Raw genomic sequence first — 3,936 nt, 5'->3', positions numbered from 1 at the left:
CTGCGGAGTTGACGCGGGCGGTGTCGCTGCCGGCGTGGGCGATGCCGAGGTGGGCGATGCCGAGGTGGGCGATGCCGAGGTGGGCGATGCCGAGGTGGGGGGCGCAGCGGTCGGTTCGGTCGCCGAGTCGGGCTGGTCGCCCGGCGCGGGGTGCTGCGCACCGGTCGGGTCGACGCGCCCGTCCGGGTCCGGGCAGCCACTGGCCGCCGGTGTGGGCTCACCCGGGCCGGGTACCGGCGGCCGCTCAGCCATCGCTGACGAGCCCCTCGGACAGGAGCGCCCCCGCTGTGTGCTGGCGGACGAACTCGAGGCTGTCCGAGAAAATCTTCTCTTTGTCGTTGTCGAGGGTGGCCACGTGGTAGCTGTTCATCAGCAGCCGCTCCTCGATGGGCGCCCGGACCCCGGCCAGCAGCAGGGCCCCGGAGCTGGGTTCGACCACGTGATCGACGACGCTGCGGAACGCCAGCACGGGGGACACGATCCGACCGAGATCGGCTCTGGTCACCGCCCACAACTGGCGCAGGGACGCGAACGCGCGCAGCGGCACCCGGTCGTAGCCGACCTCGGGCACGCCGTCGGCCTTCACATCACCCGCGACGCCCGGCACGGCGGGGACGAACTTCGCGAGCAGGGGGGCGAGCGCCGCGGTCCGCCGCTCGGTGGACAGGCTGGCGTTGACGGTGACCAGGCCGGCGACGTCGGCGCCGTGCTCCTCGGCGAGGCGCAGCGTCAGGGTCCCGCCCATCGACAGGCCCATCACGAACACCTGCTCGCACTCGTCGCGCAGGCGCAGGAACTCACCGCGTGCGGTGGAGTACCAGTCCTGCCAGGTGGTGGGCACCATGTCCTGCCAGCGGGTGCCGTGCCCGGGCAGCCGCGGGCAGGCCACGGTGAGCCCGGCGGCCGCGAGGGCGTCACCCCAGGGCCGCATGCTCCCCGGCGAGCCGGTGAAGCCGTGCACCAGCAGGACCCCGACCGGGCCGCCGGCAGACGAGAACGGCTCCGCACCTGGCAGCGGCGCCGTACCGGTGGAACCCGCCATCATTGTCCGCCCTTCGCTGCCCCGTGCCCGCCCGCGTGCCACATCGCGGGGTGGGCGCGGAAGGAAAACGCCGGTAATCGCATGCTCGCACGGTCTGGGAGCCATGGCCACGGTCGTCCACGTCTCATCCGTCCACGTCTCATCGGTGCATCGAGAGGCCGGCCGAGGCGGGGGCACTCTCCGCTGAGATGATATGGGTCCCACTCCCAGCGCGCCGCCGATCCGCCGGACCCGCTCCGCATGGTGGTGTTCCGCTGGACGCGATGATTGGCCCTCCCTAGGCTCATGGCGGCACTCGGACCATGCCCGGCGACCCCGCACCTCGCCTGGAAACGCCCGCCGGATGCACCGTCGCGCAGCGCTCTTCGCGCCGCGCCGCGGCGCGGTGCCCCGCAGCGCGGTGGGATGCTGAGGGCCGGTGTGAGCGGCGCCGACGGGTGCAGGCGGGCGGCCGGCACCGGTCGCCCCGGAGGATGTCGTCTCACCAAGGGTGGGACGCAGGCGGGAGCGGTTCTTGTTCTACTGGGTGCTCAAGGCGGTGCTGACCCCGATGCTGCGGGTGGTGTGGCGCCCGTGGGTCGAGGGTGCCGAGCACATCCCCCTCGACGGCCCGGCGATCCTCGCCGGCAACCATCTCTCCTTCCTCGACAGCTTCTTCCTGCCGTTGGTCATCCCGCGGCGGGTGACGTTCCTGGCCAAGAGCGACTACTTCACCCAGGGCGGGGTGAAGGGCTGGTTCAAGCGGGTGTTCTTCAGCGGGGCCGGCCAGATCCCGATCGACCGCAGCGGCGGCAAGGCAAGTGAGGGCGCGCTGGGCTCGGGCGTGCGGGTGCTGCGCCAGGGCCGGCTGCTCGGGATCTACCCGGAGGGCACCCGATCCCCGGACGGCCGGCTCTACCGCGGCAAGATCGGCGTGGCCCGGATGGCGTTGGAGGCCGGCGCGCCGGTGATCCCGATCGCGATGATCGGTACCTTCGAGGTGCAGCCGCCTGGCAAGATCGTCCCGAAGATCCGTCGGATCGGGATGCGGGTCGGCAAGCCGCTGGACTTCTCCCGCTATGCGGACATGGCCGATGACCGGGTGGTGCTGCGGTCCATCACCGACCAGATCATGTATGAGCTGATGGCACTTTCCGGCCAGGAGTACGTCGACATGTACGCGAAGCGCGCCAAGGAGGACCTCGCCGCCGCCCGCGCGTCGCTGCCGTCGGGCGCCGCGGCCGGCGCTGCGGCCGATCCCGCGCAGACCAGGCCGCCCGCGAGCGATGATCACGTCGAGGCGGTCTGACCCGCGCTTCGGTGGCACGGCAGGATTGGCGCTGTGCGTGGCGATTGCGCTTCTGTGTCGGATTCAGCTGATCGAGCGGACGGCGGTACCTCCCGAACCCTTCTCCCGGTCCACGGGGGCCTCGGCCCGGCCGTCCGCGGTCGGCGGCCGGTCATTCGCCGGCGTCGCGGCGGCGCCCTGCTGGCGATCACGGAGGCGGGGCGGGACGCCCTGCACCGGGACATGGCCCAGCGCGACGCCTGGCTCACCCGCGCCCTCGACGATCTCACCGACGCCGAGGTGGAGCTGGTGCGCATCGCTGCCGAGCTGCTCGATGGCCTCGCGGAACGCCCCGACGACCCGCTGGTCGTCACCGCCGGGACCGCCCGGTCGGCGTGAGCGCGGAAGGCGAGCCGCTGTGGATGCGGCACGCCATCTGGTGGCACGTCGACCCGCTCGGCCTCACCAGCGCCGACACGACCAGCGCCGACACGACCAACGCCGACACGACCAGCGCCACCCCTGGCGGCCGGACGGATGACCTACGAGTCGAGCGCCGAGGGCCAGCGGCTGCCCGTCGCGCTCAACCTTCGCCGTAGCGAGCGAGGACACCGTGCCCCGTTCGGCTGGGCCGTGCGGCCAGCCTTTCGGCCTTTACCGTGGCTTGCGGCCCTGGCGGCCGCGGGTGCGGGGGCGACGGCCGGCGGGATGGGAACCGGGGCCGGTGCGGCCCGCGGGGCGGAATCGGCCGGCCGGCCGGGGGCGGCGGCCGGGACGGCGCATCATGGCCGGGACGGCAGCTGCATGCCGTCGAGATGGGGGACGGTGACCGCGGTGACCAGCAGGCCGCCCTCGGCGAGCCAGTGCCCGCCGAATCCGGTGAGCCGGCGGCCGTCGAGCACGGGACCGTCCACCAGCAGCCTGGCTTCGAAGGTGCCACGGGCCCGCAGCGGCGCCGGCGCGGGGCGGTCGTGTGGCTGCGGCGGCGACGAGCCTGCCTGCAGGGTCGGGCTGGCCCAGCCGGGTGGAGTCGGGGCGGGGCCGGTGGGCGCCGTGCCGGGGTCGATGACCAGCTCGGCGTCCTCGAAGCCCAGCCAGCGCTGCGCCAGCGGGAACCATGCCTTGTAGACGGATTCCTTGGCGCTGAACAGCAGGCGGTCCCACCGCACGGCGGGCCTGGCCGCGAGGTGGGCGGCGAGCCAGCCCCGCTCGGCCGCCACGGTGATCTCCTGCGTGACGCCCTGCGGGTTCGCCTCGTTGGGCTCGGCGTCGATGCCGATCGTGCACAGCTCGCTCGCCCGGGCCACAGCGGCGGCCCGGTAACCGGCGCAGTGGGTGATGCTGCCGACCACCCCGTCAGGCCAGCTCGGCGCGCCCCGCGGGCCGGGCAGGATCGGCGCCGGTGGCAGACCCAGGGTGCGCAGGGCCCGGTGCGCGCAGACCCGGGCGGTGGTGAACTCGCGGCGGCGTTTGTCGACCGCCTTCGCGAGCAGCGCGGACTCCTCGGGGAACAGGACCGCGCCGGGATCGTCCTCGAACGCCTCGACCGCGACGACAGCCGCGGGCAGCAGGCTCGCCAGCACCGCGCCTCAGCCCCGCGCCGCCGGGCGGACGGGCGCCGCGGGCC

5 protein-coding genes are annotated in these 3,936 nt (G+C 73.9%); 3 read left to right on the top strand and 2 right to left on the bottom strand.

All coding sequences use genetic code 11. The annotated features are described in order from the left end of the window. Nucleotides 1-244: 244 nt before the first annotated feature. Complete coding sequence (locus MXD58_RS22360; protein ID WP_248837236.1) at nt 245-1,042, bottom strand: alpha/beta hydrolase; 798 nt, start codon at nt 1,040-1,042, stop codon at nt 245-247. A 514-nt stretch (nt 1,043-1,556) separates the two neighbouring features. On the opposite strand from MXD58_RS22360, the gene MXD58_RS22355 reads away from it, so the two are divergent. Genes MXD58_RS22355 through MXD58_RS22345 form a run of 3 tightly spaced genes read left to right on the top strand, consistent with a single transcriptional unit; the run spans nt 1,557 to nt 2,908 of the window. Further along, nucleotides 1,557-2,330 (top strand): lysophospholipid acyltransferase family protein, encoded by a 774-nt coding sequence (locus tag MXD58_RS22355; RefSeq protein WP_248837237.1) that lies wholly within the window; start codon nt 1,557-1,559, stop codon nt 2,328-2,330. Nucleotides 2,331-2,384: 54 nt separating this feature from the next. Further along, the gene (locus MXD58_RS22350) at nt 2,385-2,708 is read left to right on the top strand and encodes a hypothetical protein (protein WP_250609863.1); all 324 of its coding nucleotides are present in this window, start codon (nt 2,385-2,387) and stop codon (nt 2,706-2,708) included. Next, the gene (locus tag MXD58_RS22345) at nt 2,705-2,908 is read left to right on the top strand and encodes a hypothetical protein (protein WP_248837883.1); all 204 of its coding nucleotides are present in this window, start codon (nt 2,705-2,707) and stop codon (nt 2,906-2,908) included. The genes MXD58_RS22350 and MXD58_RS22345 overlap by 4 nt, the downstream gene beginning before the upstream one ends. Nucleotides 2,909-3,091: 183 nt before the next feature. On the opposite strand, the gene MXD58_RS22340 is transcribed toward MXD58_RS22345, so the two are convergent. Next, nucleotides 3,092-3,892 (bottom strand): 4'-phosphopantetheinyl transferase family protein, encoded by an 801-nt coding sequence (locus MXD58_RS22340; protein ID WP_248837884.1) that lies wholly within the window; start codon nt 3,890-3,892, stop codon nt 3,092-3,094. Between the last annotated feature and the right edge of the window lie 44 nt (nt 3,893-3,936).

It is taken from the genome of Frankia sp. AgKG'84/4, assembly GCF_023242965.2.
In the GTDB taxonomy this organism is placed as follows: Bacteria; Actinomycetota; Actinomycetes; order Frankiales; family Frankiaceae; genus Frankia.
This window is presented reverse-complemented; position numbering and strand designations above follow the sequence as displayed.

What these genes read in the sequence shown, in the direction of transcription:
- MXD58_RS22360 (WP_248837236.1), bottom strand. Translation starts at nt 1,042, where the DNA reads ATGGCGGGTTCCACCGGTACGGCGCCGCTGCCAGGTGCGGAGCCGTTC.